We start from the raw sequence: 25,580 nt of genomic DNA, 5'->3' as shown, positions 1-25,580 counted from the left end.
TGCGAACAACGGACCGAACCGGTTCCACCAATAACGAACGGTTTCGTGGCAAATGTCGATGCCACGTTCATGAAGAAGGTCTTCGACATTGCGAAGTGAAAGCGGAAACCGGACATACATCATCACAGCCAGGCGGATAATCTCAGGTGAGGTCTTGAAATAGCGGAATGGATTATGATTTTTCATGCCCGGAAGCTAGTCGACGAGCAAATGCCCATCAAGCAATTTTCTTCGACAGTGCCGGTAAAATTCCTTGTATTGCTTGGCAAATAGCCAAACACCTATTTTGAAAACTAGCCCAAATCCGCAGTCCACCATAGCAAATCAGTTTATTCTGACAATACCATCGGGCATATTCAAACCTTCAAGGTGACGCTCCGTGATCGGGATGGTAAGGACCCTGATTGTGCGGCATAACGCTCTAAAATTCAACGCGACTCATTAGTTTTTAGTTAATTAGTAATATGAAGTTTAATCGTCAACTGCTTAGCTCGATGGAGAAGCTTGTTCAGGAATAGCATTTCAAACGTTGTGGAAATATAGATGCGATAATCGTTTCAGTATAACGCCCTAAAATTCTATGATTTTTACCTATTTTCCAGCGGGTTGTTGTTTGTATTTGGTGAGTACTCAGGATAACATACTTGGCAATCAGTCAACTGCATATAAAGGAACAGAAATAAAAATGTTTAGTCATATAATGGTGGGCGCGAACGATGTTGAGAAAGCAAAAGTCTTTTACGATGCAATCCTTGGGACACTGGGTTACAAACCGGGGGTAATTGACGCCAAAGGCCGCTGTTTTTATGCCTCAAAAGCGGGTGTGTTCTCGATCAGCAAACCTATCAACGGAGAGCCTGCCTGCAACGGTAATGGCAGTACGATCGGTTTTAAGGCATCAGATACAGAATCGGCAGACAAGTGGCATGCCGCTGGTCTCGCCAACGGCGGCGTTACATGCGAGGACCCTCCGGGCGTTCGCGAAGGTAGTAACGGTAATCTTTACCTTGCCTATCTACGGGATCCATCGGGCAATAAGATTTGCGCCCTCCACCGTATGGGTTAAACCCGTCAATTGACTTCAATCCATGCTAGTTACGCCTAGTTATCGTGAAGAACGAAGGTTAAGCCCAGAAGAGCGTAATTTCGTTGTTAAGTCTAGTTGGCTTTAATCAAAAATTCCGGTAATGGGACTGGGTTTTCCCGTTACCGGCTTCAGTCACTGACTTGCCGGGATTGACCTGGACCTGCAACTGGAGGCGCGGCAACGGGGATACCATTAACAAAGCTCGGTCTGCTGTTTAGCCTAACCAGTTCCGTGATTACGGGAATAGGATGAACGCTCCGGTGACCGCCAGTCGGCGGGGAGTCCGGAAGTCGGGCGATAAATCTCTATTTTAAGCGGATAACAGGTTGCCGCTTCACTGGAATGAGCAGTACTGCAGTCCCCGCCCGGACAGGTCGACAAGGCGCCAAGCAGATCAATTTCCGCAAAAAACTCCAGAAAATCACCTTCGCGGACCGGGCTTGCCTTCATGAAATACTGATGCGTATCCTTGGTAAAGCCCGTGCACATAAACACATTCAGCACATCATGGACGTAAGGCTCTGCCTCGCGAAGGGAGATGCCTTTTTCCGCCGCGAGCGCCCGGCAGAGATTTGAGTGACAGCAATAATGATACTCGTTGCCATTGAGAAGAACGTTGGTATAGGGGTCACAGCGCGTGCCAATCACATCATGAACCCCGCCGCCGTCCTCATCCCAGCCATACCAGTCGAGCGTGTCATAGGTGACCGTCGCCATTGGTCGCATATAGGGCAGATTGCTCCAGAGCCGATCGGCGACACTCACGTGAGTGCCATGCAATGCTCTGGTTTTCCCGCTGAAAAATCTCTCCTCCAGATCATGCGCGTTCCAGAGATTTAAGTCCCCGACCTGCGGCCCGTCGATACTGGCGATGCGGAAAAAATGTCCGGCGGGAACCTTAAAACATTCAGCGTCTCGCGGTGCTATGATCTTTTCATCGACAAGCACCAGATCTTTCCTCGCCTGTTGATAAATCTCCATGTCGCCCAGTGCCAACTTGTCAGTGGGATAGCAAATGACGGGGCGGACGGCCTGCCGAGCTTTGGCGTCAACAGGCGCCGGGTTTTGCGGTCGAGTTTTCATCGGAACCCTTATCTGGATTGCTGCTGATTATCATCGATAGTTTATGATTTATATTTACTCTGAACAAGGCACCGTCGGCACCATGGTGTCATGGATTACCACCCGCCACCACCGCCGCCGCCGCCGCCGCCGCCCGAAGAGCCGCCGCCGGACGAGCCGCTGGAACTGCCGGGCGCCGTCGAGGCAGAGGAAATGGCGCTCGCAAATCCACCCCCAAGTGACGAGGAAAAGGCCCCTATATTTGCAGAATTAAAATGACGCCCCGAATACCAGGTGGGTCGATACCCTCGTGATCCCGATGGGTCTTCACCCACTGCGGCAAAAGCAGCCGAAAATTGCTCACCCCAGGCCTGCTCGACATCAAGCGCCATGGCAAAGGGAAGATAGCGCTCGAATAACTCCGGCGTCCGATCCGGCGGATTGAAAAAATTCATTCGGTCCTTTTCGGTCACTGTCAGGAAATCGGCAAACCCCTCAAACTTGTCCATCATCTCCCGACCGAGAAGCGTCGGCGCCTTGAGAAGATGGTAAAAGACCAGATTGATCAGCTGGATAAGGACGAAGAGAACAGCGGCCGCGGGCGACGCCAATTCAAAAAATAGAGTCAGTCCGACAAATTCACCAATGACGAAAGGTATTGCGAAGACCGTTGCAAAGACCGCACCCGCCATTGTCCCCGCTCCCTTGCTGGACAACGCCTCCTGCCATAGCCGCAAGGCGCGGCGGACAAGAAAATAGATACCGATGGTCCAAACGCCAAGCCAGACAGTGATAAAAAGAGCCCCAGCGGGATCTTGTGCCCAGATCACCATAACCGCAAAAATGACAATAGAAATAACGACGCCGGGTATAAAATAGCGCCTGTTTGTGCTGAAATAGTTTTTCTCAAACTCCGTCCGGAGCCATTCCTTAAGCCCATCCCTTGAGCTTCGCAGGGTTTTATAGTTTTTCTGTTCAAGCGCAATTTCTTTCTTTCCGCCATAAAATAAAGCGCGCGCTGCCGCTTTTTCTCCCATGGAAAGCGGGGCTTCGCTGCCGGTTTTCATAAGGGTATACGTCCCGGAGGAATCTTCACTAATCTTCAAAAATCCTTTCACCGCCATACTGACAATGGCCGCTGAGAACGTCTTGTTGTCAAATCCCATCTTAAGGATATAACGCATGGCCCCAGGCGAATAACCTTTGGGCGGCTCGAACAGCGGGATAATAGTGCCAGGCTCCGGATCGCGACCAACTTTCCACCAAACCATAAGATAATAAATCAGCAAGATCAGTATGCCCGCAACACCGGCGAGAAGGATGGCATTGTCGTTGAGTGTATTGGCAAGAATATCGAGATCGGAGGGCTTGCTGACAAACCCCGGCGGCCAAGAGACCGCAATCGTTAGGCCCTGTTTCGACAAAAGCGGCTTAGTCGTATAAAATTCCATACCATCGGAAAATTCGCGTGTTGCAAACGCCTTTCCCTGATCCCCCTGATATCCCGTATAGGCGCTGTAATTTAGAATTGCCGCCTCATCAGGAAGATGTATTCTGCCGCTCGCCTTTATGATTTCGAAGTCCCAGCCATTTCCGGTCACATTCCAGTAAAGTTCGTCAAACCCATCGAAATAACCGATCTGCCGACTGGTCGTGTAGGTAAGGGTATAAATATGCTTTCCATTCGGAACGGAGACATCCTTGCTTCCGATATAAATGCGGAGTCCGTTGGACTGCTGCGCCGTGTGGAATGGTTCAGGCCGTCCGTCACGGGTAACCTTTTCGACGTGAAAGCCGACGCGAACGGAATTGCCATACTGGTCTTTGTAATCCGTCGGAATATCGCGATAGATACCGCGTTTGATCTGATTTCCTTCGCTGATGACCGTTATCGTCTCGCGTACCGTCAACGTGGCATCCGGAAGCACCCAGATGTCACTTTGAAAATCCCGGATAATTTCACGGGCACTCGGCTGTGCAGGTGCGACAAAAACAGCCAGAAAAAGTACGGCAAGTCCGGCGAAGACGTGCCGGAATGAACCATGGGTGCACCAGCTTCGGCGGCTGGGGCGGCTGGTATTCAGCTCAGTCAAACTTGACACTGACCGGCTTCCGGGCCGCATCGTCATCATCCGACAGCTCAAAAAATTCAGCCTTGATAAAATGAAAGCCATTAGCGACAAGGTTGCTCGGAAACTGGCCAACCTTCGTATTATTATCGCGGACGACGCCGTTATAATAGCGTCTGGCCGATTGTATTTTATCCTCCACGTCAGATAACTGATCCTGCAAGTTCAGAAAACTTTCGTTAGCTTTTAATTCCGGGTAATTCTCGGACAAGGCAAACAGGGATTTAAGGGCGCCGCTCAGAACATTTTCAGAGGAAGCCTGCTCCGCCGGGGAGCCCTGATTGGCCATCGCCTCGGTCCGTGCCTTGGTTACATTTTCAAACGTCCCGGCTTCATGCTTTGCGTAGCCCTTGACCGTCTCGACCAGATTGGGGATCAGGTTATAACGGAGCTTCATCTGAACTTCGATCCCGCTCCAGGATTCATTAATCCGTTCGCTCAGGCTGACAAACTTGTTGTAGGTCGCGATCACATAAAGGATGAGGGCGGCGGTCAGGCCGAGAATGATAGCGAGTGCGATCATAAGTCGTTACTCCATTTTAAGCTGCACCAAGAACCGGGTTCATGGCTTCCCATACAGAGTTTACGACCTAATCATCCGGCGTCAAATATAGATATCCCAATGGTTGTAGTTTTTAAGCACGTTGTGGCGCACCGCCTCACTCCAACTGTTTTCATCTTCCTTGCCTGTGAGCGGTTCGTACCGATAGCGCCGCTTCGACACCGTTTTATTCATCTTTTCACATAGGAAATTCTGGGATCAAGAAGGACATAAATCATGTCGACCACGAAATTCACAAGCAAGAAGATAACCCCCATAAACATCACAGCACCTTGAACGAGCGGGAAATCCCGTCCATAAACCGCATCAATTGCTAGTTGGCCAATCCCCGGCCATGAAAAGATGGTTTCCGTTACCACGGCGCCGCGCAGGATGGTTGCCATCTGCAAAGCCGTTATGGTCAGAATGGGAATGGCGCTGTTCTTAAATGCATGGACCAGAATGATACGCCATTTTGGCAGCCCTTTGCTGCTGGCGGTACGAATATAATCGGCCTCCAGTGCATCAAGCATGGCTGAACGCGTAACCCGCATAATCGACGCCGCTACGAATAAACCGAGCGTAACCGTCGGCAAAACGAGATGTGAATCCAATCCGTACCCCGAGGTCGGAAATATTGGAGTGTTAAGCGCGAAAAATAGAATGAGGAGAATGCCGAGCCAGAACGTCGGCATACTCTGCCCGGCCAGAGCGACTATCTTGCCCACACTATCAAACCATGAATCATGGTAAACTGCCGACAAGATGCCGACCGGCAACGCCAATAATAAGCCAAACACTATGGACGTAAAGGAGAGGAGAAAAGTGGCGGGAAGCCGCTCCAACAGCATCTCTGCTGCGGGGCGGTCCCATTTTATGGATTGGCCGAAGTCACCTTGAGCTGCATTGGCAATGAAGTGCCAATATTGGACGGGAAGCGGCTTGTCGAGGCCGAAAGACGCCTTTATCCGCTCAATATCCTCATGCGATGCATCCATCGGCGCCATGAGACTCACAGGATCACCCGACATTCGGGCCAAGCCGAACACGACCACACTCAAAAGTAACAAGGTGAGCAATGCTTGAAACAACCGCCCTAAAACAAAACGAGCGGACATTTCAACCGCCTCCAGTAGTTAGTTAATTCAGTTCCAACTTGTATATGTCCGTGGGATAGCCACCACCCAATGAAGGCGTCCACGACTTGATGCGCTTATTAATGGCGAAAGGCGCGTTGCACCAAAGCAAGGGAATGTCTTCCCGGTTCTCTACCTCGAGCTTGGCGAAATCCTGAAGAATTTTCAGTCGCTTTTCAGGATCGCTGGCTTTGAGCTGTTCGTTGAATAATTCGTCATATTTCGGTTGCTGGATGCTTTTTGCCGTCCAGCCCGACCAGGAGACGAAATACGAATTCATAACCTCACCACCGTCGTCAGGGTTCGAAATAGGGGAATAGAAAACATCCGTCGGCTTACCACCGCGCATCATTGCCAGCCAAGCAGACGTATCCACACTGCGACGCTCAACCTGGAAACCGACTGCTTCCAAGTTGCCGGCGACCACTTCGAGCACCTGCGGGGTATTTGGCATCGCAGCAAACGACGAGGTTTGAATTGTGAACGTGATTTTGGTGCCCGGCTTTACCCCCGCTTCTTTGAGCAAAGCCTTGGCCTTCTCCGGATCATAGGGGATACGTGGCAGTCCGTCGATATAACCGAATGTCGCCGGTGTAAACATACTTGTTGCCGGTTCACAGATACCTCCCTGGATTTTTTCTGCAATATCCTTGGTATTTATCGCATAGCCGACGGCCATACGTACCCGCTTGTCTTCCGCAGCCGGGAAGGTGCTTTTGTTAAACAGTATGCCGGAAGTTCCCACATATTGTGCGGATATCACCTTAAAATCTGAGTTAGTCTTGATTTTATCAAGCAAAGGTCCTGTCAGCCCGGATATAATATCCGCTTCACCCCGCTGAAGCATGGCATAACGGGTAAAATCTTCTTTCACGAGAACCTGCGTCGCTGACTGTATTTTAGGTGCACCGTCCCAATAGTTTTCGTAAGCCGTAAATGTCGTTGATTTACCGGCAACGACTTCTCCCAAGACAAAGGGACCGGTTCCGATTGGCTTTTCCTGAAAACCTTTGGCGCCGACCTTTTCGTAATATGCTTTTGACACAATGGGCGTTAACCCGTATCGCGCCGTTGTAAAAAATCCCGGCCATGGCTGTTTAAGGACAAATCGGGCTGTATGGGCATCAACAACCTCGACATGGTCGAGTGATTTAACGAAACCGGCACGATATGAATTTCCGCTATCCGGTTCCAGAATCTTTTCAAAAGTGAATTTAACATCTTCCGCGGTGAAGGGTGAACCATCATGAAATGTGACGTTCTCCCTTAGCTTGAAGTCTATTGTCAATCCGTCGTCACTGATCACCCAACTCTCGGCCAGAGCGGGATACTTCCCTTTCTCCCCAAGATTTAACAGCCCATCAAAAATATAATCATAGTTCATGTGCGACGAATAGCTGGCCATCGCGGTCGGATCGAATTTTTGATCTAATGATGTCAACGCAATCACGATCTGCCCTTCCGGCGCAGCACGCACACCGACTGAGGAGCCCCCCATCAAAGCAGCGGACAGCAATCCTATTCCCAGAAATTGCTTCAAAACCGAACGAAATCTGGTCTTCATTTCGGAACATCCAAAATCCTGTAACATTGTAACCTCCCAAATTAGTATATCCGCCGAATTTATAGGTGGAGCGAGCGGGGCTCCATGTTGACTCTTTTGGTCAATTTGGCCTTTACCAATACAAGCTGCGAAAAGTGCGGGTTTGCGGAAAATAATAAAAAGCCTCGCGTTGAAATCTTATCCTGCGTTCCAATGTTATGTCAATATATATTGTAACAATATATACTAATTGTTACAGTAACAATGTTGCAATTTGCTCTAACGATCAGCAGTTCAGAAGAAAATAGCTTGGCGCGTGAGCCGTCATTTCCTGTTTTTTGTGACTGACAAGACAGAACCGCTTCGCTATTTCAAAAGCGTCTCTTGGCCCTAACCAGCATTGAGCCCATTTTTTATGATGACGGACAATCCCATGGCTGAGACGGTTTGATTTTCGCCTCGATCGGCTGCCAATAAACCGGCTCACACCCGCGCAGGATGGCCTCGTCAAGGCAGAGGGTATTGATCCGGCCGCTGTCGGAAACGCCAATTATACAGCATATCCGCACCGCGCGTGTCGCAGATACTCTTTAAACGGCTGATTTTTAAGCAAAAAAATCGGGAGCAACAATACGCCCCCGAAGTTTAATCGTCGGATTTAGTCCAGGATTGAATAATTCAGTTAACCGGAACCTTGCTATAGACTTGTTCCCACAGTAGACGCTCGAAAGTCTCGGGATCGCGGCCATTGTCGGCTAACAGCTTATCCCACTTGGCGCGGAGTTCGATGATTGAAGCAGCGATTTTTTCTGGGTTCTTTATACCCCGCTTTTTGCCGTTTTCAATCGCGTCCGTTTTAATATAGTTGGCACGGAAGTCTTTGATAAACTTGGCAAGATCCGGATCAGCTTGATAGAACTTGTTGCCTTTCGCCTCCATTGCTTTCCGCACCGCTATATCTCCGTTAATATAATTATAAGCGGCTTCGGTGACGAGCTTGGGCACATTCTTCAAGATCACTGTCTTCTCACTCGCGTCAAGTTCGTTCCACTTTTCGAGGCGCATATTGATGAGCGAGTTGCCGAAGGACCCGCCCAATGAATCGAGGATGACATAGTGGGCCACCTCTCCTATAGAGCGAGATTTCTGGTATGTGATCGCCCCCGTCGCACAGCTGATTGTTCCACGATCAAGCGCTTCATACATTTCACTTGCGGCCATTGGAACAGGGACCGCCCCCATCGCTTTGACTAACTCAGACCATCCTGAGAACCCGCGTATCTTCACATTCTGGAAATCAGCAAGACTTTTATATTCTTCCTTACACTGGAACATATAGTCGGTCAGCGCGTAGGTTCCAAGATACTGAGTATTGAAGCCTTCTCGATACTCGTTATCGCATTCATCACACTCGAGAAGGGTCAGTTCATTGATGACGCCTGTCATCGCCAGAGCATCGTCATTCATCATCGAGAAATCGCCGAGGAAATTGTCAACTGGCATTTCCGAGGGAACATAGCCCCCGACGAAATATCCGGCATCAGCGATGCCATCCCGCACCCCCGCCGGAATATCCTTCGGTCCAAGCAAAGAAGATGCAAAATGGGGCTCCCAGACGACACTGCCGTTGGTTTCTTTCTCAACCCGCTCAAAGAACTTCTCAAGAGTCGGATTTGTCGTGTGCTTCAAACCCAGATAATTTGCATAAACAATTTTAACGACTCTCTTTTCTGCAGATGCTGGACCCACAAAGAACATTGCTGCACATGCTAATGCAACAAGTTTAATAATTAGGCATTTCATAATTGGCTCCCCTCTTAATTTTTTATTAGTTATCTGTGCGAGTTAAATTATTAGCAATTATTAATTTATTGATCTCTCATATCCGAGTCAATTTATTTGTATTGCTTCATGTTTCCTGATCAAGTCAGATCACTCTAGATACGCCGCTCCTCACAAAACGAGTGATAGCCCCGAATAACTCACGGTTATGAAGTCTCTGTAGCCGTGAAAAGTTTCTGCATAAAGTTCCTTCTCTTGGCAAACTCCTTGTCACACTGCAAAAATCATACACTTGTCTAGACTTTGCCACTTTTGTCCTGATAATGTCAGCGCACTTTTGGGGGAGTAGTCTGCTCACGTTGGTGAGTGAACCTGTCAACATACTTGGACCCTCACGGTTCATGGCGGGCTCGTGCCGTCGTCAAAATAGCGGTACCGACAAGACCTGAGGTGGAGAACAGCCCGGTTGCGGGAGGCTGCTTTTTACCTGTGGTTACCGTCCCGCCGGATTTTTACATGGACGCTTTTCTTACCTCTGCCATTACTGTCGCACTCGCTGAAATAGGCGATAAAACGCAATTGCTTTCCCTTGTCCTCGCGGCGCGCTTTAACAAACCCTGGAGCATTATTGCCGGGATCCTGCTGGCGACGCTTGCCAATCATGCGGCCTCCGCCTGGCTCGGGACTTGGCTCAGCCAATTCCTTGACAGCGATTACGGAAACTGGATCGTCGGTGGCAGCTTTATCGCGGTCGGTTTATGGTTGTTGATCCCCGATAAGGAGGATGAAGTCGAGAGTTACCTCGATAAATATGGGGCATTCGTTGTCTCCTGCATTCTTTTCTTTTTTGCGGAAATCGGGGATAAAACTCAAATTGCGACGATCCTACTTGGCGCGAAGTTCAACGCCCTGTTCCTGGTGACAATGGGCACCACTTTGGGAATGCTGCTTGCCAACGTGCCTGTCGTCTTTGCCGGAGCTGCGCTGATGAAATATATCCCGTTGACGCTCGCCCGCCGGGTTGCCGCGGCCGCCTTTATCCTGACGGGCCTGTATTCGCTGTGGCCGGTCCTGTCGTGACGGCAAGCGGGTTGCGGGGACGTCAAATTTCGGGTGTTTTAACCATATGCTAACCTCTCCCGCATAAGATTTTCGCCTGATTATTGTTTAACCCACGGATAGATGGACGCCCTATGCCCTTCCTTATGATGTCGGCCAGCGGTCTGGTGTTACTCGCAGCGTTCTGGGACATGTTTTCCCGCCGCATCCCCAATTTACTGCCCGTCATCATTGCCGGGCTGTATTTGGTGCATGCGGCCTCGCTGGCGCAATGGGGCCAAATCCCGTGGCATTTGCTGTGCGGCGCTGCGGTGCTTGTCGTCGGTATTATCATTTTTTCCTTTGGATTGCTTGGCGGCGGAGACGTAAAGCTCCTGGCCGCCCTTGCACTCTGGGCGGGGCCCGAGTATTTGTCCCTGCTGCTGCTGATGACCTGTTTCGCCGGTGGGCTGCTCGCCTTCGTATTTGTCGTGACAATGATCCTCTGTAAAAACCCGACAATTTCGCAGGGCCTGGACTGGCTTTTCGTTTATGTGTTTAAACGGCCCGCGCCAATGTTGCAGACGCGAAAGGCGAAAGAGCTTCAGCTTCCCTACGGTGTTGCAATTGCGGCGGCCGGTTTTGTTGTCTTTTACCAGTTCTTTCGCGTACTCGCCTAGGGTTCAGGCCGCCCGGGAAAGCCAGATCCCGAAAACGATGCAGGCCGCACCCGCGAGATACCGAAGGGACAAGGGCTCCTTCAGGAAAATATAACTCATGAGCGGGACAAGGACAAAACTCAACCCCATAAACAGATAGGCCTTGTTGAGGGGGAAATGCTTGAGGATATAGACCCAGAGGATGGTTGCCAGTCCGTATAATATCACGGCAACAATAAAATAGCCGTTCAGGGACAACTTCACCAAAGAGTTATAGTCAAAGCCCGTCATCTCGCGGCTGGAGATTTTAAAAAGAATCTGGCCCGCCGAAATGACAAAGGGCATGATGAGGATAAGCGCATCTCTTGAGAGGTCCATCTACTAGGTCCTCCGCGCATCTATCGCTGCCGGCCCGGCAATGGAGAGATACGCGATCCGCTTGCGTTCGCGGCGTCCGCGGGTGACAGAATCCAGAATAAAGCCACAGGCCAGCATAAGAAAGGACAACACCATGCTCGCGCTCGACAGCACCGCCGTCGGCAGGCGCGGTACCAGTCCGGTTTCGAAATAGGTGACGGCAAGCGGGATTGCCAGAATAATGGATGTCGTCGCAAACAGGAGAAACAGCCAGCCAAAAAACGTCATCGGCCGCTCATCCTTGATAAGCTTCACAATAAGTTTGGTTATCTTCAGGCCATCGGAGAAGGTATTGAGCTTGCTGTCCGAGCCAACCGGACGCTCGATATAGGCACTGGCGATTTCCGCGACGGGCATGTTCAATTCCAGGGCATGGATGGTCAGCTCTGTTTCGATCTCGAACCCTTCGGACAGGATGGGAAAGGATTTGACGAAGCGGCGGGAAAATACCCGGTACCCGGTCAGGATATCCTCGAAACGCCGACCAAAGACGGTGGCGACGAGGGCGGTGAAAATCCGGTTGCCGAGGACATGCCCCTTGCGATAGGCCGCGTCGGCAGAGGCCACACGTTTTGCGCAGACCATATCAAGACGATGTTCGAGCAGGTACTCAACCAGCTCCGGCGCGAGCGAGGCCTCATATGTCGCATCACCGTCAACCATCACATAGATATCCGCATCAATATCGGAAAACAGGCGGCGGATGGCGTTCCCCTTGCCCGGCATGGCCTCGTGAATAACCTCGGCGCCGGCCTCGCGCGCCATTGTTGCCGTGGCATCGGTCGAGGCATTATCGCAGATGACGATCTTCGCGCTCGGCAGGGCCGCCCTGAAATCAGCGACAACCCGGGCAACCGTCATTTCTTCATTCAGGCAGGGGATCATCACGGCGATTGAGGGGGCATCTTCCGCTGTGTTGGATTGATAGAATCCGTCAGGACGCTGTATCTCATTACGATAATTCACTTTACAGCCACCTTATAGGCAAATAGCTTCCAGGGTGCGGGCATTTTGATTGAAACCAGGCCTTTAGGCAAGTCATCCCGTAGCAGCCGGTTATAAAGATTTGAAGCATTTTCCGACTCCTGAAAATATGAGGTGTCCGAGGAACTCGGGCATATCAGGATATAATCAATATCATACTTGTCGAGAAGGACCCGGCTTTTATCGAAATCGGTCGCTGTGAAAATCTCATGGGAATCATAAATTGTCTGGCCGTTGCGATGATAGGGGACCGCCAGGAAATGATGCGCCGTGCGATAGACCAGTTCCGGTCCGGCGTCCAGGTTGTTGACAAACCTCAGCATCCCGCGGCCGCGCACAAATTCATCATCCGACAGTGCCGTCGCTACTTCGCTGATATCGCATTTCTTGGCCTCGGGTTGTACCGCGGCGACGGCCTCAGTCGATTTAAGGCCATTTGAAATCGCGCCAACTGCCAGCGCCAAAAGGAACGGCCCGAGAATAATCGCCGCCCGGACCGTCAAGCCCGTCAGCCCTTTTTTCCAGCCCACGAATTTCTCATTCACCCAGATCAGCAGGTCCTCAAGCAACGGTGCCGCCGCGATAACCGCAGCCACGGACAGATACAGCCCCGCGCGGATATGGGCCAGCGCAAGCAGGCCTGTCCCAAGGAGAACGAGAACAAGCCACAACCAGGTCTGCCGCTCCTCCGGATGACGGCGGCCAACCAGGATAAACCCCCCATAAATTAGCGCCGCAAAAGGTAACAGGCAATAGAGGACAATCTGACGCCCGCTCGTGAACAATGGCTTCATTTCCGATACCTTGTCCAGCCAGATCGGGATGATACGCGGGTCCGCCTCGGCCATCGGACCGACCAGCAGGTTGGGATAGATCACCGTAATTGCCGCAAGGCAGATAACCGCAAATATGCCCGCCCCGATGATCCGCATCGCAAGCCTGCCCGACTGATTGCACAGTTTTGCCCCCACAAGCCAGAACAACACAGGACAAAAAGTAAGGAAAATTTGCGCGATGGAAATCCTGTCATAGCGCGGGACCAACCAGAGATCGGGCGGAACGTCAACCGCAACCGCAATGAGGCAGACAGCGAGCGCCGCCCCCGTAAAATCCCGGTTCGCCTGACGCCACGGCGCCCCCCACAGCAGCCAGCAGACGCCCAGACCGATCACCAGCGGCACATAAACAATCAGAAATTCGAGGCTAATCCAGAGGCCAAACCCGCTCAATGCCCCGGCAACCAGTGCGGCGCGAGGGAATTTTCCCGCGCGCCCAACCCGGATCAGCAAGCCGAGAACCGCCGCCATGAGCACGGCAAGCACCGCATGATGATCGACACGCCCGATCCCGAGATAATTTTGGATAATTGGCTGCACAGCGAGCATGAAGACAACCAGCAACAAGTTGCTAGGCTGCATCAACGGCATAACGGCCCAGACGCAAAAAATGACCAGCAGCAGGGACATCAGTGCCGGCAGGAAGACCCCCGCCAGTTCGATGGCTGCATGGGTATCCATAAACGGCAGGATCGGGGCAGCCACGGCCAGAATCATGACATCCATCGGCCGTGTCCAGTGGATATCCGCGCCGCCGGAAGGGCCGGCCCGGTCGATGTGGCTATCGTACCAGCTTCCGGTTTCGACAAGTTTATCGACCCGCTCAAGCCGCATGAAGGCGTCGGGCCCTTCCGGCTGAAACGGGTGGGACTTGTCGCCAAACTGCGACGGCAAAACGATAAAACAGGCGAGCCAAAGCACAAAAATAAAGAAAATTCGTTCGACGGTCACGACAAGCCCTTCTATCTGTTTGCGAAACGACAGAAAAACTAGCGCTAAAATGTTAACAAATAGGCTGCAAAAGGGCGATATCCAGAAAATTTCCGGAAAAACCGCGACGGATCAGAACGTCAATGTCTCCGCCACCTTCTCACAGATCTCATCAAGCGTAAAAGGCTTGGCAATGACATCATGTATCAGCAGGTCGAGATTATACGCGCGTTGCCGCTCGGCGGCATATCCCGTCATCATCAGAATTCGCAAATCCGGGAACTCCTTGCCCACCTTCAACGCGAGGGCGATACCGTCCATGACCGGCATGACAATGTCCGTCAGTAACAGGTCGAACGGCTTTTCATTCTGCAGCAGCAGGAGGGCAGCAGCCCCGTCGTCGGCGGTCGTCACCTCATGCCCGTGATGGGTCAGCGCGCGGCTGACAAATTCCCGCACCGCCGCCTCATCTTCCGCGACCAGAATTCGCGCCATCCATCCCGCCCCCAATCAATCCTGAACAATATATCCAATATACGGAAGTTCCCGGTAATAATGGGCATAATCCAGTCCGTAGCCAATTACAAACAGGTCAGGACAATCAAATCCAACAAAATCCGCCTCGAAATTATTGACCCGTTTACCTTTTTTGTCCAGCATAAGGCAGGTTTTGACAGTTTGCGCGCCGCGCTTCAACAGGTCCTTGGCGGCAAAGTCCATGGTTCGGCCGGATTCAAGAATATCGTCAATCAACAAGACCTTCCGCCCCTTCACCGTATCAACGATATCGCGGGTAATGACGACAGTGCCACTGCTGATCGACTTATCGCCGTAAGAGGACAGCGCCATAAAATCGATTTGCGGGCTGACACCGGCGTGGTGCAATTCACGGATCAGGTCGGCAGCGAATACAAAGCTGCCTTTCAATACGGCAATCACAAGGATATCCGTCCCGAGATCGGCGGCGATCTCCTCTGCCAGCTCCTGATTACGCTTGGCGATATCCGCACTCGCAAACAGTATTTCAATCTGCGGCTTTGACTTGACCATGCGTACTCCATTTTCTGAATTCTGCCCAGTACCTGACGGCCAATCGCAAGCCATTCCGGGCAAGGTATTGTTATTTTCCAAGTTCGACCAGATCAACCTTGACGTTTTTTGCATCTTCCGGCGGCTGGTTCATGCTCGTTGAAAACGCAATCTCCCCCCATGCGGGCACCTCGCGCTCCTCCACCGTCGTGGTCCAGCTATAGACAAGCTGGTCCTTGCCGTCGATCAGGGCCACCTTGATACGCGGGGTCGGCTGCGGCTCCTCGGTGATATTCTTGATGATCCCCGTGACAGTCAGCGTCGTGACGCCCTTTTGCAGCACGGACTTGGTTTTCAGGTCGTGGATTTCCAGCCCGAGGACATTTTTCGTCTCAACATCAATTTTCAGGAACTGGTAAAACCCTGCGGCCCCCGGCCAGATTTGCACGATATAATTGCGCGCATAAAACCCGCTGATAACCAGTCCTGCCAAGATAAGCAGCAACAATCCCCAGCCGATCCATTTCCGCCCGCCCGTCCGCGATGGTGACGGAGCTTGCCCGGCGGTCATCTGTTCGATGCTAAGGCCACCCTGGACGCCCGCCCGCGGCGGATCGTTCAGCTCATTTTCCGCAGGTTTCGCCGCGTCAATTGTCTTGGGCATGTCGCCCGGTGGGAATTCGCGCCATTTATGTCCGCATTTGGCGCATTTAACGGCTCTGCCCTCCGGCCCGATGGATGTCGGGTCGATGGAATACCGCGTCGAACAGGTTGAACAGGTTAAAATCATGGGCCGGAAAAATCAGTTCACTGTTTAAAGTACTTTTTTATAGGCGTTTGCTTGGACATGCACAAGACTGGCTGATAAATCTATCATAGTCTATCCTAAATGCTAGTTTTTGTCGGGAGGTTTGGTTGGTCAGGTTTGAAAATGTCGGCATGCGCTATGGTATGGGACCGGAGGTCCTCAGGGATATCAGCTTTCACCTGCGCCCGGGCTCGTTTCATTTCCTGACGGGCCCGACGGGGGCCGGGAAAAGCTCGCTTCTGAAACTGCTGGCATTGTCGCATCGTCCCAGCCGCGGTCTGGTAACACTTTTTAACAAGGAAGTCTCGACCCTTGCACGGGACGATCTTCCGGCCGTTCGCCGGAAAATCGGTGTCGTCTATCAGGAATTCCGGCTGCTCGACCATCTGTCGGCCCTTGATAATGTGGCGCTCCCGCTTAAAATCGCAGGGGCCAAGGATCAGCGCATCTACCAGCATGTTGCGGAACTGCTGGAATGGGTCGGCCTCGGTAATCAGGTCGATGCCAAGCCGCCGACGCTGTCCGGCGGGGAAAAGCAGCGCGTTGCCATTGCCCGCGCGGTGATCAACCGCCCGCAGCTCCTTATCGCCGACGAACCCACGGGGAGCATGGATGCGGAAATGGGCCTCCGGTTAATGCATCTGTTTCAGGAGCTCAACAAAATCGGGACCACCGTGGTCGTTGCCACCCATGACCTCGACCTGATTCAACGGTTCGGAAATCCGGTCATGTATTTAAAGGATGGCCAACTGTCGTCACGGGGCTCGACAAAACAGCCCGAACAGTCTAACGAGACCGCAGAATGATACAGTTATTCGGTAAATCGGCTGAACTTCAGCTGGAAAAAGATGTCTCCACCCGCTATCTGCCTGTTGTTATTTCAGCAATGATATTTCTGGCGGCGCTGTCCATTGGCAGCCTGTTTTCCTTAAGCCGCGCCATCTCCGACTGGTCGGATACCCTGACGGGCAACCTGACAGTCGAGATTGCCTATGATCCGGCGGTTGACCTCGACCAGAAAGTCGCGGATGCCGTTAAACTGCTCTCCGAGACGCCCGGCGTCACTACGGCAAGGGCGCTGGAAAAGCCCGAAACGCTGAAGCTTCTGGAGCCCTTTATTGGGAAAAATGCCAACCTTGACGAATTGCCGGTGCCGCGCCTGATCGAGATTATCATTGCCGACGACAGTGCCGTCGATTTGGCGGCGCTTAATGAGAAGCTCTCCGCCTCGGTTCCCGGCGCGGCACTGGATATTCACCGACCGTGGCTCACCAAAATGGTGACTCTCGGCCGCTCCATTCAGTTGTTGGCGGCGGCAATCATGCTCCTGATTTGTATCGTCACCGTCATCATTGTGATTTTTGCGGTGCGAACCGGCCTGATTATGCATTCCGAAGTGATACAAGTGCTGCATCTGATCGGCGCCCGTGACAAATATATCGCGGAGCAGTTCCAGAACTATTTTTCCCGCCTCAGTTTCCTTGGGGCCCTTCCCGGTCTTATCGCCGCCATTATTGTGATGTTTATTTTCAATTTCCTGGTCGGCTCGCTGGAGGCGTCGATGCTGCCGCCGCTGACACTCGGAATAGAAGGGTCCATCGCGTTGCTTCTTCTGCCGTTTCTGATCGCCCTGCTGACGAAATACACTGTGCGCCGGGTGGTACTGAACTCACTTGGCCGGATGATGTAGCATGCTGGTACTTCTCGACAGAGACGGGGTGATCAATGAAGATCGCGCGGATTTTGTAAAATCTCCAGAGGAACTGAAGTTCATTCCAGACTCCCTTGATGCCATTGCACGGCTGAACAGTCATGGGCACAAGCTGGTCGTTATCACCAATCAATCCTGCATCGGACGCGGAATAATCACGGACGAGCAACTGGCGGCAATCCACGGAAAGCTGATGGACGCAGTCCATCGCGCCCATGGGCGTCTTGATGATATCATTATCGCCCCCGATGCGCCTTGGGCCGCGACCGAAAGACGCAAACCCGCCCCCGGAATGCTGATTGAAGCCATGAGGAAATTCAAGTACTCCGAAAGGAATACCGTCTTTATCGGCGATAGTGCGTCGGACATGGAAGCGGCGACATCCGCCGGCTGCCACCGCATACTGGTCCAGACCGGCAAGGGCCGCGCGACACAGGCGGACGGTATCGCGCGTCATTTACTACCGGTGAGTGTCGCGCGGGATCTTGCTGCGGCGGCTGACTACATACTTGAGGGAAGGTTTTAACGTATGGCGGCGTATCTCAAGGCCATGTTGGGCATAGTCTTTATTCTCGGCTGTATCTGGATCGGTGCCTTTATCACCTTTGTTCAGGACATCGACAGGCCGGAACCGGCAAACGTGGAGAAAGTCGGCGGCATTGTCATCCTGACCGGAACACCGGCGCGGCTGGTTGCAGGATTTGATTTGTTGAATGAGGGCGCGGGGTCGCGGTTGTTGGTTTCCGGTGTCAATTCCAAGGTCACCCGCGAGACCCTTCGTCAGGCGATCGGGCAGAGTTCCAGCCTGATGGACTGCTGCGTCGATTTGGGGCGTCTCGCCCGCAACACGGTGGGCAACGCCTATGAAACCTCGCTTTGGGCAAAATCGCATGACTTTCAAAGCCTGCTGATCGTCACCAGCGCCTATCACATGCCGCGCAGTCTGGTTGAACTCCGGCGGCAAATGCCGGATATCAAACTCGTCGCCTATCCGGTCGCGAGCGACGGGCTTACCCTGCAGAACTGGTGGAAAAGCCCGCATACCCTGTTCGTCATGTCCGGGGAATTCAACAAATATGTTTTCAGTCTTGTCCGTGCCAGACTAGACTAGACGACGAGTAACAGGGTAACGGGGGAACGCGTGACGCAAATCCGATCCATTGGTTTTTTTATCTGCTTTTTTGTCTGGTCGGCCTTCATGAATCTGGCTTTCCTGCCAATGCTCGCCTTTGACCGCATCTGGATCGTGCGCGGGCAAACCATCTGGACAAACGGCATTATCCTGCTGCTGCGGGCCATCTGTGACCTCCGCGTTGAAATCCGCGGAAAGGAGCATCTGCCAAAAGGCGCGGTGCTTGTCGCCTGCAAGCACCAATCTGCCTTTGAAACCATGATTTTTCACCGGATCACCCGCGACCCGGCGGTCATTATGAAGAAGGAACTTCTCAATATCCCCATTTACGGCTGGTACTGCCGGAAAACAAAAATGATAACGGTCGACCGCAAGGGCCATGCGGCGGCGCTTAAATCCATGCTCACCCAGGCGCAGGCGGCCCTTGACGATGAGCGCCCGATCATCATTTTTCCTGAAGGCACCCGCTCACCGCTGGATCAGGACCTCCCCTTCCAGCCGGGGGTCGCCGCCCTTTATTCCAAGCTAAAGCAACCGGTGGTGCCCGTCGCCCTTAATACCGGGCTGTTCTGGCCGCGGAAGAGTTTCCTGTGCCGTCCCGGTGTCATGGTCATTGAGTTCCTGCCCGCCATTGAACCCGGCCTCGACCGGAAGGTCTTCATGGCGGAACTCAAGTCCCGCATCGAGGCCAAGACAACGGAGCTTGTCGCCGAGGGCCGGGCGAAATACTTTGGGCGCTGACGGCCGCAATCAACATTAAATTTTGTTCCGCGACGCTTATCGGCTATATTTAAAGATACGTTGAGCCTTAACCCAATAGGTGCCCGTATGTCACCCGTCGCCCCGATATCACAACAAATCTGGGATATGAAATACCGGCATAAATCTGCCAAGGATAATGCCCGCGAACGCACGATCAGCGACAGCTGGCGGCGCGTGGCGACGGCGTTGTCGGCCCCGGAAAAAGACCCGAAAAAATGGGAGAAGCGATTCTTCAGCCTGCTGGAGGATTACAAGTTCCTGCCCGCGGGCCGTATCCTTTCCGGTGCCGGAACCAACCGCAAGGTTACCCTGTTTAACTGCTTCGTGATGGGCAATATCGGCGATGACATGTCATCGATTTTTGATAACCTGAAAGAGGCCGCGCTGACCATGCAGCAGGGCGGCGGTATCGGCTATAATTTCTCTACCTTGCGCCCGAAAGGGGCGCCCGTTATCGGCATGGGATCGGATGCCTCGGGCCCGCTCAGCTTTATGGATGTCTGGGACAGCATGTGTCGGACCATCATGAGTGCGGGATCGCGGCGCGGCGCCATGATGGCGACAATGCGCTGCGACCATCCTGATATTCTCGATTTCATCAAGGCCAAGCAGGATCCGGGACGGCTCAGGATGTTCAATGTCTCGGTTCTGGTGACCGACAGCTTCATGGAGGCGGTCCGCAAAGAGGAGCCTTGGGAACTGCAGTTCGAAGGGACCATTTACAAGACGGTACAAGCCCGCGACCTCTGGGACGAGATCATGCGGGCGACCTATGCCTTTGCCGAACCCGGCGTGATTTTCATCGACCGGATCAATGCGCGCAACAACCTGTATTATTGCGAGGATATCACCGGCACCAACCCTTGCGGCGAGCAACCACTTCCGCCCTATGGCGCCTGCCTGTTGGGCTCCGTCAATCTCACCAAAATGATTGCCCGGCCGTTCGAGGATAAGGCCGATGTTGATATCGACCTTCTTGATACTGTCGTGCGCGATGCCATTCGCCTGATGGATAACGTTGTTGATGTCTCCGGCTTTCCGCTGGAGGAGCAGGCGCATGAGGCCCGGTCCAAGCGCCGGATCGGTCTCGGCATCACCGGTCTTGCCGATGCCCTGATCATGTGCGGTCTCCGCTACGGCTCCGACGAGGCCCTCAAGGCCACGCGCAAATGGATGGCGCAGGTCCAGCGTTCCGCCTATCTCGCGTCGAGCGATCTGGCGGCGGAAAAAGGCTCCTTTCCGCTCTATGACGCTGAAAAATTCCTGGCAGGGGAAACCGTCCAGACGCTGGATGAGGATATCCGCGCCGCCATTGCGAAAAACGGCATCCGCAACGCCCTCGTCACGTCGGTTGCGCCGACCGGCACCATCTCGCTGCTGGCGGATAACATATCCAGCGGGATCGAGCCCGTTTTCAGCTTTTCCTACACCCGCAATGTCCTGATGCCGGACGACACCCGCAAGGCCGAGGAAGTCACTGATTATGCGTTCCGACTGTTCCGCCGGCTCAAGGGCCCGGACACCCCGCTTCCCGATTATTTTGTCGATGCCCAGGTCCTGACGCCGCCGGATCATGTCCGCATGCAGGCGGCGGTACAGGATTATATCGACAGCTCGATTTCCAAAACCATCAACTGCCCGGAAGACATCAGTTTCGAGAACTTCAAGAATATCTACCTTCAGGCCTATGAACAGGGATGCAAGGGCTGCACCACCTACCGCCCCAACGAAATTACGGGCGCAGTACTGGAGCTCAGCCCGAAAACCGGCGACAGCGCGCAAAAGACGTTACCGCTTGATACCCCGCCCGAGGAGCAGCCCGACAGCCTTGAGGCGGCGGGGATCGTTTATATGACCAAGCCGCTTGACCGGCCGGGCACGCTGCCCGGGCAGACCTACAAGCTCCGCTGGCCCGAAAGCAATCACGCGATCTATATTACCCTCAATGACATCATTCAGGACGGACGGCGGCGGCCCTTTGAAATCTTCGTGAATTCAAAAAATGTCGAGCATTTTGCCTGGACCGTCGCCCTGACGCGGATGATTTCCGCGGTTTTCCGGCGCGGCGGCGATGTCAGTTTTGTCGTTGAGGAACTGAAAGCGGTGTTTGATCCGCGCGGCGGCGCCTGGGTGCAGGGAAAATACGTCCCCTCACTGCTGGCGGCAATCGGCGGGGTGATCGAAACCCACATGATCCAGATCGGCTTCCTGCCGCCCGCAACGCGCCCGGGAGGGGCGGCGGCAAAGGCGGATATCGGCGCGCAGCCCGGCCCTGGACACGGGCAATTCCGGCAATGCCCGCAATGCGGCGAAGCCGGGCTTCTGCGGCTGGAGGATTGCGATACCTGCACGTCCTGCGGTTATTCGAAATGCAGCTAGAGGCTTGCTCAAGCCCCGTTTTCAATTAACTTCATAATCTGGTGGAGCGGCCCGTCACTGATGCCGAAGGTATCCAGATGGTCGATGGTGCTTTGCAGGTACTCGCGGTTCGGGCCGCCGCGGCCATGGGCGCGGGCAATGACCCGGGCGGCGGCCTCCAGCGTCGGTTTGCCGCAATATTGTTCATGCGCGGGATCGGCGACGAATGTCAGGGCAGAGGCCATACTACCCGATTTTGCCAGTTGTATGCGCACCATTTTCGGCCGGTATACGCTTGTCACCATTTCACGCCGGTAAAGATAATCGATCACCGGTTCCCGGATTGCGGCGGGACAGAGAATGCCCTTTCCCCGGCAGGAGCCTCCGCGGTCAAGGCCCAGCACAAGACCCGGCGTTTCCGGAGTGCCGCGATGCACAATGGAAGTCACACAAAAAGCGCGGTGATACCCGAAAAGCCGCGCGTCCTCTATCCCGAGATGATCAAATCCCGGTCGCCACATCAGCGAGCCATAGCCGAAAATCCATAAATCCTCATTCGCGGGCAACTCCGGCAACGGATAGTCGACGGGCGGCAGGTCAGGTTCTAGCGTCAGGTCGTATTTCTGTGTCATATTCTTTTCGGTTTCACGGGTTTGTAGTTGACCAGCGCCACGCCGACGACGGCAATCGCCATCCCGAGCAGCGAAAGCGGGCCAAGCTCTTCATCAAACAGGAAATAGGCAACAATGGCCGTACAGGGGGGCGTCAGGTAGAAAAGGCTGGACACATTCGCCGCGGCGCCATTACGGAGTAGAATATAAAGCAGCGTCATTGCCCCGAGCGAGAGCACGATCACCAGCCAGCCAAGAGCAAAGACAAGCTCGCCGGACCAGACAACCTTCCCCGATTCAAACAGGAAGGATGTCGCGGTAAAATACAGTCCAGCAACCGTGAACTGGATCAGATTGCCACTTTTCAGGTTCATGTTAGAAGAAAATTTCTTCTGATACAGCGTGCCGCCGGCAATACTGAAAAGTGCGATGAAGGACAGCCCCATGCCAAACAATGTCCCCTCGCCTACCGACAGCTTGTTCGCCACGACCAGAAACACACCGGCAAGCCCCAGCAGCAGCCCGGCCCATTGGCGCCATGACACCTTTTCCCCAAGCAGCACCCCCACGAGCGCCGCAACGATTAATGGCTGAATTCCGACGATAAGCGCCGATATCCCGGCGGGCGTGCCATGATCAATGGACATAAAGACAACCCCGAGATAGCCGCCATGCATCAGCAGCCCGCCGATGGCAATATGGCCGTAATCCTGCCAGCGGGCGGGCCAGTAGGTTCGGGTGAACAGGACCACGGGGATCATAATGACGACACAAATTCCAAAGCGGAAGGCAAGAAATGTCAACGGTTCGATATAGGGGAGGCCGAGCTTCGCCCCGATAAACCCGGTGCTCCATAAAAAGACGAACACCGCCGGCATCACGGTCAGATAAAACCCTTTCGGTGGCGAAGATGGCGAAACGCTCATGCAATTGGACAGTCTTGAAACTCGGGAAAAATCAGTGACAGCTCTGGTTCTTTCTATATAGAGTGCAGGCCTATTTCACAAGCAAACTGCCACGGATAAAAAATGCGTATTCTTTACACGAGTATCCTCGCCCTCGTTGTTGTTATTGTCGGATATGTCCTCTGGTGGCAGCATGTCTCCGATACGATGATCACACTCGCAACCAACTGGGAGAAGCAGCGGACCGCCGAGGGATATGAAATTTCCCATACTCCCTTCGTCACCGGCGGCTTTCCCTACCGGGTCAAATTGAACGCCGACAACCTGTTCATCTCTAATCCAACGCATTATCAGCAGCCGAAAATTTTCATATCGCGCTTTGGCGCGGTTATTCAGCCCTGGCAGTTAACCCATGTCATATTTGATGTCGAGGGGGAGACCATTGCCTCCTGGCGGAACCAGGAAGAGGAGAGGAACGTCAAGATCACGACTTCCTCCGCACTTGCCAGCGGCACTTTCAATACGCAAGGACGCCTTGAAACCATGGCCATGGACCTGAAAGACGTCCACGCCGTCCCATCATGGCGCCCGCCTCTGAGCGCCGACAGGCTCCAGCTCCATAGCCGACCAGAGCCAAAGGCTGACCCCACCGGCGTCATAGACGCCACCACGGAAAACCGGCAGCAGATTGCCCTCCGCGGTGACAATATAACGATTGAGGGGCTGGATGACTTCCCGCTTGGCACCAACCTCTCTGAGGTTGCGCTGGCTACAGTCGTTCACGGGACCATCGAGAAACTCCCAACCCGGGAAACCATCGCAAAATGGAGCGATAATGGCGGCTTTCTGCAGATACAGGCCCTGAAGGTCCGGTGGGGCGGGAGTGCGCTGGACGGCGAGGGGAAACTCGCGCTCGACCCGGAATTCCGTCTGCTCGGCAATCTCGACAGCCGCATTTCCGGCTATGACAATATCCTGAAGGCCCTGACCGCGTCCGGGAAAATCAAGCCCGATGCCGCGCGCACCATTGGCTTTGGCCTGAACCTGCTGGCGAAAGAGGCAGACGACGGCACCCGGTATCTTACCGTTCCGCTATCGGCAGAGGAGGGGGGGCTTTATCTCGGCCCCATGTTCCTGATGCGCCTGTCGCCATTATTCAAGGATTAGCAAGACGGGCTTACGGCTTGCCCGCGGAATCGTCTCCGGGATGAACGCGGCCGAAATCCGGCGCGGCGGTTTCCTGTCCGGCATCGATGATCTGCCGCCGGAACGCCCGTGTCCGCGAGAAGGTTTTGAAGAGCATATCGCCATCTTCCCAGCGAATGGCCCGCTGCAACTGTGCCAGATCCTCGGTGAACCGCCCGAGCATTTCAAGCACCGCGTCCTTGTTATACAGGAAAACGTCCCGCCACATGGTCGGATCAGAGGCGGCAATCCGTGTAAAATCGCGAAAGCCACCAGCTGAATATTTGATAACCTCCGACTGGGTAACGTCTTCGAGGTCATCCGCCGTACCAACAATGTTATAGGCAATCAGATGCGGGATATGTGAGGTGATGGCGAGTACGAGATCATGATGTTCCGCATCCATGGTGTCGACCTTGCTGCCCATCGCCGTCCAGAAGGCAGAGAGCCGCGCAATGGCGCCCTCGCCCGCGTCCTTCGTCGGCGTCAGAATACACCAGCGCCCGATGAACAATTCAGCAAAGCCCGCAGCCGGCCCCGAGTTTTCCGTACCCGCAACCGGATGACCCGGGATAAAATCGATATGATCGGGCATATGCGGGCCAATAGCCTTGATCACGGCGCCCTTGACCGAGCCGACGTCGGTGACAATCGCGCCCTTGGCAAGCGCCGGGGCAATGGCCTTCGCAATTGTTTCATAGGTACCAACCGGCGTGCAGAAAATCACCAGATCCGCACCCCGGACCGCATCAACCGGGTTTTCATAGGCAGCATCCACGATTTTGAGGTCCAGCGCAACGCGGCGCGTCTCGTCCGTGCGCGCGGCGCAGACGATCTCATCGGCCAGTCCGTGCTGGCGTGCCGCCCGCGCAATCGAGGACCCGATAAGGCCAATCCCGATAAGGGCGAGCCGCTTGAACTTTACATCCGTCATT

Annotated in this window: 25 protein-coding genes and 3 pseudogenes; 10 read left to right on the top strand and 18 right to left on the bottom strand. The window is 53.7% G+C overall.

The genetic code is table 11. The features are described 5' to 3' along the window. Positions 1 to 186 (bottom strand): annotated as a pseudogene (locus ACESNI_RS15800) (IS6 family transposase); the annotation flags it as partial. A gap of 499 nt (positions 187 to 685) precedes the next feature. On the opposite strand from ACESNI_RS15800, the gene ACESNI_RS15795 reads away from it, so the two are divergent. Continuing rightward, a complete protein-coding gene (locus ACESNI_RS15795) occupies positions 686 to 1,066 on the top strand; it encodes a VOC family protein (RefSeq protein ID WP_373088722.1) in 381 nt (126 codons plus the stop codon). A gap of 240 nt (positions 1,067 to 1,306) precedes the next feature. Here ACESNI_RS15795 and ACESNI_RS15790 read toward each other — a convergent pair whose 3' ends face one another. The 8 genes and pseudogenes from ACESNI_RS15790 to ACESNI_RS15755 form a co-directional block, all read right to left on the bottom strand. After that, complete coding sequence (locus tag ACESNI_RS15790; RefSeq protein WP_373088720.1) at positions 1,307 to 2,170, bottom strand: urea carboxylase-associated family protein; 864 nt, start codon at positions 2,168 to 2,170, stop codon at positions 1,307 to 1,309. A gap of 95 nt (positions 2,171 to 2,265) precedes the next feature. Then, a complete protein-coding gene (locus ACESNI_RS15785; protein ID WP_373088717.1) occupies positions 2,266 to 4,251 on the bottom strand; it encodes a DUF2207 domain-containing protein in 1,986 nt (661 codons plus the stop codon). Beyond that, the gene (locus tag ACESNI_RS15780; RefSeq protein WP_373088714.1) at positions 4,235 to 4,801 is read right to left on the bottom strand and encodes a LemA family protein; all 567 of its coding nucleotides are present in this window, start codon (positions 4,799 to 4,801) and stop codon (positions 4,235 to 4,237) included. The genes ACESNI_RS15785 and ACESNI_RS15780 overlap by 17 nt, the downstream gene beginning before the upstream one ends. Positions 4,802 to 4,882: 81 nt before the next feature. Continuing rightward, on the bottom strand, positions 4,883 to 5,014 hold the full coding sequence (locus tag ACESNI_RS15775; protein WP_373088712.1) for a hypothetical protein: 132 nt from the start codon (positions 5,012 to 5,014) through the stop codon (positions 4,883 to 4,885). Then, a pseudogene (locus tag ACESNI_RS15770) lies at positions 5,011 to 5,541 on the bottom strand (ABC transporter permease); the annotation flags it as partial. The gene ACESNI_RS15775 and the pseudogene ACESNI_RS15770, both read right to left, overlap by 4 nt. 183 nt (positions 5,542 to 5,724) lie before the next feature. Further along, positions 5,725 to 5,937 (bottom strand): annotated as a pseudogene (locus ACESNI_RS15765) (ABC transporter permease); the annotation flags it as partial. Between the two features lie 22 nt (positions 5,938 to 5,959). Beyond that, complete coding sequence (locus ACESNI_RS15760; RefSeq protein ID WP_373088709.1) at positions 5,960 to 7,546, bottom strand: ABC transporter substrate-binding protein; 1,587 nt, start codon at positions 7,544 to 7,546, stop codon at positions 5,960 to 5,962. A gap of 630 nt (positions 7,547 to 8,176) precedes the next feature. Further along, positions 8,177 to 9,301 carry a C4-dicarboxylate TRAP transporter substrate-binding protein gene (locus ACESNI_RS15755; protein WP_373088706.1) on the bottom strand — a complete coding sequence of 375 codons (1,125 nt, stop codon included), beginning with the start codon at positions 9,299 to 9,301 and terminating at the stop codon, positions 8,177 to 8,179. A 495-nt stretch (positions 9,302 to 9,796) separates the two neighbouring features. Between ACESNI_RS15755 and ACESNI_RS15750 the strand changes: the two genes are divergently transcribed. Beyond that, positions 9,797 to 10,360, top strand: a complete 564-nt coding sequence (locus ACESNI_RS15750) for a TMEM165/GDT1 family protein (RefSeq protein WP_373088703.1) — start codon at positions 9,797 to 9,799, stop codon at positions 10,358 to 10,360. 113 nt (positions 10,361 to 10,473) lie between these two features. Further along, the gene (locus tag ACESNI_RS15745; protein WP_373088701.1) at positions 10,474 to 10,998 is read left to right on the top strand and encodes a prepilin peptidase; all 525 of its coding nucleotides are present in this window, start codon (positions 10,474 to 10,476) and stop codon (positions 10,996 to 10,998) included. 3 nt (positions 10,999 to 11,001) lie between these two features. Here the strand turns inward: ACESNI_RS15745 and ACESNI_RS15740 are convergent, their stop codons facing one another. The 6 genes from ACESNI_RS15740 to ACESNI_RS15715 form a co-directional block, all read right to left on the bottom strand. Beyond that, complete coding sequence (locus tag ACESNI_RS15740; protein ID WP_373088698.1) at positions 11,002 to 11,355, bottom strand: EamA family transporter; 354 nt, start codon at positions 11,353 to 11,355, stop codon at positions 11,002 to 11,004. 3 nt (positions 11,356 to 11,358) lie between these two features. Continuing rightward, positions 11,359 to 12,360, bottom strand: coding sequence for a glycosyltransferase family 2 protein (locus ACESNI_RS15735; protein WP_373088696.1), 1,002 nt, complete (start codon positions 12,358 to 12,360; stop codon positions 11,359 to 11,361). After that, complete coding sequence (locus ACESNI_RS15730; protein ID WP_373088694.1) at positions 12,357 to 14,165, bottom strand: hypothetical protein; 1,809 nt, start codon at positions 14,163 to 14,165, stop codon at positions 12,357 to 12,359. The genes ACESNI_RS15735 and ACESNI_RS15730 overlap by 4 nt, the downstream gene beginning before the upstream one ends. A 111-nt stretch (positions 14,166 to 14,276) precedes the next feature. Further along, positions 14,277 to 14,639, bottom strand: a complete 363-nt coding sequence (locus tag ACESNI_RS15725) for a response regulator (protein ID WP_373088691.1) — start codon at positions 14,637 to 14,639, stop codon at positions 14,277 to 14,279. Between the two features lie 15 nt (positions 14,640 to 14,654). Beyond that, positions 14,655 to 15,194, bottom strand: coding sequence for a hypoxanthine phosphoribosyltransferase (gene hpt, locus ACESNI_RS15720; protein WP_373088688.1), 540 nt, complete (start codon positions 15,192 to 15,194; stop codon positions 14,655 to 14,657). Positions 15,195 to 15,264: 70 nt separating this feature from the next. Continuing rightward, entirely contained in the window at positions 15,265 to 15,963 is a 699-nt protein-coding gene (locus ACESNI_RS15715) for a DUF3426 domain-containing protein (RefSeq protein WP_373088686.1), read from the bottom strand. Positions 15,964 to 16,088: 125 nt separating this feature from the next. Between ACESNI_RS15715 and ftsE the strand changes: the two genes are divergently transcribed. The 6 genes from ftsE to ACESNI_RS15685 all read left to right on the top strand — a co-directional run bounded on the left by ftsE (position 16,089) and on the right by ACESNI_RS15685 (position 21,965). Next, positions 16,089 to 16,787: a cell division ATP-binding protein FtsE gene (gene ftsE, locus ACESNI_RS15710; RefSeq protein WP_373088684.1), complete on the top strand. Its 699-nt coding sequence runs from the start codon at positions 16,089 to 16,091 to the stop codon at positions 16,785 to 16,787. After that, positions 16,784 to 17,671 carry a cell division protein FtsX gene (locus ACESNI_RS15705; protein WP_373088682.1) on the top strand — a complete coding sequence of 296 codons (888 nt, stop codon included), beginning with the start codon at positions 16,784 to 16,786 and terminating at the stop codon, positions 17,669 to 17,671. Before ftsE ends, ACESNI_RS15705 begins: the two co-directional genes overlap by 4 nt. Before the next feature lies 1 nt (position 17,672). Next, positions 17,673 to 18,218 (top strand): D-glycero-alpha-D-manno-heptose-1,7-bisphosphate 7-phosphatase, encoded by a 546-nt coding sequence (locus tag ACESNI_RS15700; protein ID WP_373088680.1) that lies wholly within the window; start codon positions 17,673 to 17,675, stop codon positions 18,216 to 18,218. 3 nt (positions 18,219 to 18,221) lie between these two features. After that, positions 18,222 to 18,803 (top strand): YdcF family protein, encoded by a 582-nt coding sequence (locus ACESNI_RS15695; RefSeq protein ID WP_373088677.1) that lies wholly within the window; start codon positions 18,222 to 18,224, stop codon positions 18,801 to 18,803. A gap of 30 nt (positions 18,804 to 18,833) precedes the next feature. Continuing rightward, complete coding sequence (locus ACESNI_RS15690; RefSeq protein ID WP_373088675.1) at positions 18,834 to 19,565, top strand: lysophospholipid acyltransferase family protein; 732 nt, start codon at positions 18,834 to 18,836, stop codon at positions 19,563 to 19,565. A gap of 87 nt (positions 19,566 to 19,652) precedes the next feature. After that, a complete protein-coding gene (locus tag ACESNI_RS15685) occupies positions 19,653 to 21,965 on the top strand; it encodes an adenosylcobalamin-dependent ribonucleoside-diphosphate reductase (protein WP_373088673.1) in 2,313 nt (770 codons plus the stop codon). An 8-nt stretch (positions 21,966 to 21,973) separates the two neighbouring features. On the opposite strand, the gene ACESNI_RS15680 is transcribed toward ACESNI_RS15685, so the two are convergent. Together ACESNI_RS15680 and ACESNI_RS15675 are read right to left on the bottom strand one after the other, a co-directional pair. Next, positions 21,974 to 22,576 carry a gamma-glutamylcyclotransferase gene (locus tag ACESNI_RS15680; RefSeq protein WP_373088671.1) on the bottom strand — a complete coding sequence of 201 codons (603 nt, stop codon included), beginning with the start codon at positions 22,574 to 22,576 and terminating at the stop codon, positions 21,974 to 21,976. Further along, positions 22,573 to 23,481: a DMT family transporter gene (locus ACESNI_RS15675; RefSeq protein WP_373088669.1), complete on the bottom strand. Its 909-nt coding sequence runs from the start codon at positions 23,479 to 23,481 to the stop codon at positions 22,573 to 22,575. The genes ACESNI_RS15680 and ACESNI_RS15675 overlap by 4 nt, the downstream gene beginning before the upstream one ends. Positions 23,482 to 23,583: 102 nt before the next feature. Between ACESNI_RS15675 and ACESNI_RS15670 the strand changes: the two genes are divergently transcribed. Beyond that, the gene (locus ACESNI_RS15670) at positions 23,584 to 24,627 is read left to right on the top strand and encodes a DUF2125 domain-containing protein (protein WP_373088667.1); all 1,044 of its coding nucleotides are present in this window, start codon (positions 23,584 to 23,586) and stop codon (positions 24,625 to 24,627) included. A 10-nt stretch (positions 24,628 to 24,637) separates the two neighbouring features. On the opposite strand, the gene ACESNI_RS15665 is transcribed toward ACESNI_RS15670, so the two are convergent. Next, entirely contained in the window at positions 24,638 to 25,579 is a 942-nt protein-coding gene (locus ACESNI_RS15665; RefSeq protein WP_373088664.1) for a prephenate/arogenate dehydrogenase family protein, read from the bottom strand. Between the last annotated feature and the right edge of the window lies 1 nt (position 25,580).

Origin of the sequence: Sneathiella sp. (genome assembly GCF_041689005.1) — a bacterium.
GTDB lineage: Bacteria > Pseudomonadota > Alphaproteobacteria > Sneathiellales > Sneathiellaceae > Sneathiella.
The sequence above is the reverse complement of the archived record's forward strand: the minus strand, read 5'-3'. Positions and strand labels throughout refer to the sequence as shown.